Origin of the sequence: Kordia sp. (assembly GCF_045105435.1) — a bacterium.
Taxonomy (GTDB): Bacteria; Bacteroidota; Bacteroidia; order Flavobacteriales; family Flavobacteriaceae; genus Kordia.
The window spans coordinates 1-4,330 of the sequence record NZ_JBGCDL010000020.1; the positions used below are offsets into that span (position 1 = coordinate 1).

The 4,330-nt window shown below is 35.5% G+C and carries 3 protein-coding genes and 1 pseudogene; 1 reads left to right on the top strand and 3 read right to left on the bottom strand.

The genetic code is table 11. The features are described 5' to 3' along the window. On the bottom strand, positions 1 to 452 hold a 452-nt coding region (locus tag AB8B65_RS00885; RefSeq protein ID WP_405298904.1), incomplete at its 3' end, for a M20/M25/M40 family metallo-hydrolase. Positions 453 to 454: 2 nt separating this feature from the next. Beyond that, on the bottom strand, positions 455 to 1,858 hold the full coding sequence (locus AB8B65_RS00890; RefSeq protein WP_405298905.1) for a YfcC family protein: 1,404 nt from the start codon (positions 1,856 to 1,858) through the stop codon (positions 455 to 457). A 222-nt stretch (positions 1,859 to 2,080) separates the two neighbouring features. Here AB8B65_RS00890 and mnmE point away from each other — a divergent pair, with 222 nt between their 5' ends. Continuing rightward, entirely contained in the window at positions 2,081 to 3,475 is a 1,395-nt protein-coding gene (gene mnmE, locus AB8B65_RS00895) for a tRNA uridine-5-carboxymethylaminomethyl(34) synthesis GTPase MnmE (RefSeq protein ID WP_405298906.1), read from the top strand. 313 nt (positions 3,476 to 3,788) lie between these two features. Here mnmE and AB8B65_RS00900 read toward each other — a convergent pair. After that, positions 3,789 to 4,330, bottom strand: a pseudogene (locus AB8B65_RS00900) (FAD-dependent oxidoreductase); the annotation flags it as partial.

Here is a 4,330-nt window from a genome sequence, read left to right on the forward strand (position 1 = left end):
TACGTTTTTTTAATATGTTTTATTAAATCGGGCGCAGCCAAACAACCAATTTCTTCATCATAACTAAAAGCAAAATAAATTGGTTTCTTAAGATCTGCTTTAATCATAGTTGGCAAAACGGCTAAGCAACACGCTACAAAACCTTTCATGTCACAACTTCCACGTGCGTAGAGTTTGCCATTCTTCTCGGTTAGTGTAAAAGGATCTGTATCCCAAGTTTGTCCTTTTACGGGCACTACATCGGTATGACCAGAAAGAATGACGCCGCCATCAACAGCAGGTCCAATTCTACAGTGCAAAGAAGCTTTTGTATGTTCTTCGTTTGGAGCCAATGTTGTAGCAATTCCGTTCGATTCAATATATGCTTGAATCCAATGAATAATACTCAAATTACTTTCGCCTCCCAACACAGGAAAACTTACCAATTCACTTAATATTGTAGTTGCGTTCATAGTTAATTATAGCCTGTTAATACTGCTATTACGAGTGTGATTGCTGATAAAATAAATACCATTATGACAACAGGAAATATAAATCGAAACCAACGATCTATTGGCACGCGACACATACTTAGCATTGCGATGAGTCCGCCAAGTGTTGGATTGATTAAGTTAGAAACTCCATCTCCTATTTGAAATGCTAAGATAGTGGTTTGTCGTGTCAATCCGATTACTTCTCCAGACGGAATCATAACAGGTAACGTTGCCAATGCTTGTCCGCTCCCAGAAGGAATAAAAAAGTTAATTACACTTTGTGATATGGACATCCCAACCGCAGAAATATATAATGGTAAATCTTTTAGTAATTCTGATAAATGGAAAGAAATGGTGTCACTAATATGTCCCATTTCTAATAATATTTTTATGGTGGTTGCAAAACCGACCATAAAAGCACCTGGCGCTACATACGCTACCGATTTTAAAAGTGTATCGCTAAATGTATTGGTGTCCATTCGTCCAATAATTCCACAAGCAATCGCTACCATTAAGAATACAGCAGAGATTTCGTTGAGATACCATTGTAGATTGAAAACGCCATATAAAATTGATGCTAAACCTAGTATAAATACAGCAATCACCAGCCAATTATTGGTTGATATTGAATATTCTTTTATAGGTTTGGTTAGTGAAATACCATCTATATTTAGTCCTTTTCCAAGTCCTTTTTCTGGATTTTTAGTAATCTTTTTTAAATATCGAACATTGTAAAAAGCCAAAAAGCTAAGTGCGCTTAAACATAAGATACTTCGTAACAACGCGCCTGAAAATAAAGGAAGTTCTGCAATTTTATGTCCTACTCCAACTGTATACGGATTTATAGGTGATAGTCCAAATCCGATAGTAATAGCACCAACTGAAATTCCAGCTGCCAATATTAAATCGCCACCAAGCGCCAAAGCAACCACAGCCGCAATAGGAACCATAGCAATGTTATGTTCATATCCAACAAAAACGCCCAATGCGCCGTAAATAAAGGTCATAATGACTACGGCAAGATACTTTTTTTCCTGTCCAAGTAGCTTCACAAATGTACCAACTGCATTTTCAATAGCTTTGGTACGTTCCATGATTCCGAACATAATTCCGCCAGCAAAAACAACAAACATGACTTCGATAGCAGCTTTAAATCCTAAAGGAATTGCCTTAAACATGTCTAAAAAACCAATTGGTGTATTTGGAATGATTGTAAATGAATTTGGAATCACGCGATTGCGACCATCAACAACCATACGTTTAAACTCTCCGGCAGGAATAATATAACTAAGTAAGGTTACAAAAATGATAATTAGGAATATGATTACGATGGCATGTGGAATGCGTTCATACCATTTTTTCCTTTTTTTTAAGCTTGTATTCAAAAGTTGGTTTGGTTTGAAAATAAATTGAAGTCTAATGTAATCAAAAACTCAAATACTTTTATTATTCTAAGGAAATAAAATGAAAAAAGGCTATGCTAGATTTTGGACTGTTGTTTTTTGAATTTTATACGTTCAATTAGCTAACAGCAAAACGATCAAAAACCTAATACCAAAAACCTATCAAACCAAACATATTCCCTATTTTTGCACAAATTTTACACTATGATTCCAAATGATACAATTGTGGCTTTGGCAACACCTTCTGGAGCAGGCGCAATTTCTGTGATTCGAGTTTCTGGAAAAGATGCGATTGCGATTTGTGAACCACTTTTTAAATCGATTCGAAATAAAAAGTTAAGCAAACAGAAGTCACACACCATTCATTTAGGGCATATCATTGATGGAGATCGTTTTTTAGATGAGGTTTTAATTTCTTTGTTTAAAGGCCCAAACTCGTACACAGGCGAAAATACAATTGAAATTTCGTGTCATGGTTCTGTGTACATTCAGCAACAAATCATTCAATTATTATTGCGAAATGGCTGTAGAAACGCCAATGCAGGAGAATTTACCTTACGTTCTTTCCTCAATGGAAAACTCGATTTATCGCAGGCGGAAGCTGTGGCAGATTTAATTGCGAGCGATTCGGAAGCGTCACACCAATTGGCAATGCAGCAAATGCGTGGCGGATTCAGCAATGAAATTAAAAACTTGCGTGAAGAACTGTTGAATTTTGCTTCTTTGATAGAATTGGAACTCGATTTTGCCGAAGAAGATGTCGAATTTGCCGATCGTACGCAGTTTAAAACTTTGGTAAAACGCATTCAATTTGTTTTAAAACGTTTGATTGATTCCTTTGCCGTTGGAAACGTGATTAAAAATGGAATTCCAGTCGCAATTGTCGGTGAACCAAACGTGGGGAAATCAACCTTACTAAATGCTTTGTTAAATGAAGAACGTGCTATTGTATCTGACATTGCAGGAACTACGCGTGATACCATTGAAGACGAATTAGTGATTGATGGAATTTCGTTCCGATTCATCGATACAGCAGGAATTCGCGAGACAAAAGATGTCGTAGAAAGCATCGGAATTCAGAAAACCTTCGAAAAAATTGAACAGGCACAAGTCGTTATTTACTTGTTTGATGCTTCGCTCCTATCAAATGACATAGAAAAATCGAAAATAATGTTGCAGGAAATTCACAAGCTTCAAAATAAATTTCCGCAGAAGCCAATCGTAATCGTTTCCAACAAAATTGATAAAGGTGATGAAAAATTCATCAAAAACACCTTTAAATTTGACAACTTATTACTACTTTCTGCCAAAGAAAATATGGGTGTTGACAATTTAAAAAACAAACTCGTTTCCTTTGTCAACACAGGCGCATTGCGTAACAACGAAACCATCATTACCAACACACGTCATTATGATGCTTTACTAAAAGCGTTGGAAGAAATTGACAAAGTACATTACGGTTTAGAATCTGGATTATCAGGTGATTTAATGGCAATTGACATTCGTCAAGCCTTATATCATTTTGGAGAAATTACAGGTGAAATTACAAGTGATGATTTACTTGGAAATATTTTTGCTAACTTTTGTATTGGAAAATAGATAATATTGCCGACAGGACTACTTTAATTTTTTAGGGATATTATCATTAGCTTTGGGCATTCATTTTTTATTGGTAAACTTAAGCATGAGTAAAAAGGCGACCAGAATATTGTACAGTATCATTATTGCGAGCCTAATCAGTGAATTTGTTCGCGTCATGACAAAAGGTAATACTGAACCAAATCCCATTTTATTAGCCATTCCAATCTATTTTTTGATGGTAATTACAAGTAATCTTAAAAATGGAAGGGTTAAAAAGAAGCCCAATTATGAAGAAGGGATAATTGATGACGAAATTTAAGAATGATTAAGATTAAACAATTGTAGTACTCATTGTTTCAACTATGCCTAAGGCCGCTTTTTCGCCAGATGCCATAGCAGCATTCAAAGAACCATTGAGCTGTGTGTCTCCAGCTAAAAAAATACTGTCTGATAGTCTCGTTTCAAGGGGCAGCATTTCGTATTTTAAATCTTCTAAATTTGGAAGGGCTTGTTTGATATAATAGTGCTTTAAAAACTGTGCGTTTTTGATGCCGCAATATTTCTTTAGTTCATCTTGAACTATCTTAATCAATTCAGCCTCTTTCAATTGGTGCTTTTCTACCACAGTCACTGATAGCAATTCATTTTCTCCCTTAGAATTAGTACCAACACTGTTGTGGTAGAAAATATTATTAATTAAAGAATTTTTATTTGCAATTAAGCCAATTAGTGGTTTTTGAATGACCCTTTTCGGAACGGTGAAGTACAGTGTATCACATGATTTCCAGACTGTTTCTTGGTGCCTAAGGTTTGAGATGAGCCGATTAGGATCTGCAGCAATGATCGTATAATCACTTTTTAATACAGTTCCAT

Bases quoted from the DNA above. Each gene is read 5' to 3' on its own strand.
- mnmE (WP_405298906.1), top strand. From the start codon at position 2,081: ATGATTCCAAATGATACAATTGTGGCTTTGGCAACACCTTCTGGAGCA.